General features: G+C 66.0%; 1 protein-coding gene. It reads left to right on the forward strand.

Going from position 1 to position 1,118, the window contains the following annotated elements; all coding sequences use genetic code 11:
* A partial coding sequence (gene glf, locus G1C98_RS09250; RefSeq protein ID WP_205831978.1) for a UDP-galactopyranose mutase occupies window positions 1–1,118 on the forward strand: 1,118 nt, incomplete at both ends.

Consider the following 1,118-nt stretch of genomic DNA (forward strand, 5'->3'; position numbering starts at 1 on the left):
GTGGAATACCCTGATCTGGTGATTGTGGGGGCGGGCCTGTTCGGCCTGACCGTGGCGCAGCAGGCCGTGGAGCACGCGGGCGCGAGGGTCGAGATCATCGACGTGCGCGACCACATCGGCGGCAACGCGTACAGCTACATGGACGAGGAGACCGGCGCGGAGATCCACAAGTACGGCGCTCACCTGTTCCACACGAGCAACAGGCGCGTCTGGGACTACGTGAACCGGTTCACCTCGTTCACGGACTACGTGCACCGCGTGTACGCGACCCACGACGGCGAGGTGTACCCCCTGCCGATCAACCTGGGGACCATCAACCAGTTCTTCCACGCGAGCTACACGCCCGCCGAGGCCAGGGCCCTGGTCGCCGAGCAGGCCGGCGAGCTCGCGGGCACGGACCCGCGGAACCTCAACGACAAGGGCATCAGCCTGATCGGCCGCCCCCTGTACGAGGCGTTCATCAAGAACTACACCGGCAAGCAGTGGCAGACCGACCCGAAGGACCTGCCCGCGGGCATCATCAGCCGCCTGCCGGTCCGGTTCAACTACGACAACCGGTACTTCCGCGACACGTGGGAGGGCCTGCCCACGGACGGCTACACCAGGTGGATGGAGCGCATGATCGACGACCCGCGCATCCACGTGACCCTGAAGGCCGACTTCTTCGACGGGTCCCAGCCGTACAACAGGAAGGCGCTGGCGGCGGCGGGCGTGCCGGTCGTGTACACCGGCCCGGTCGACCGCTACTTCGGGTACTCGCTCGGCGAGCTGAAGTGGAGGACCGTGGACTTCAAGGAGGTGAGGTACGACGAGGGCGACCACTTCGGCTGCCCGGTGATGAACTTCTCCGACGCGGACGTGCCGTACACCAGGGCGATCGAGTTCAAGAACTTCAACCCGGAGCGCCGCGACAGGCAGAACCCGGACAGGACTGTGGTGTGGGAGGAGTACTCCCGGTTCGCCGAGCGCGGGGACGAGCCGTACTACCCGATCAACACGGAGGCGGACAGGGAGCTGTACGCGAGGTACGAGGAGCTCGCGAAGGCCGAGCCGAACACCGTGTTCGGGGGGCGTCTGGGCACGTACAAGTACTACGACATGCACCAGGTGATCGACAC

It is taken from the genome of Bifidobacterium erythrocebi (assembly GCF_012932675.1).
Taxonomy (GTDB): Bacteria; Actinomycetota; Actinomycetes; order Actinomycetales; family Bifidobacteriaceae; genus Bifidobacterium; species Bifidobacterium erythrocebi.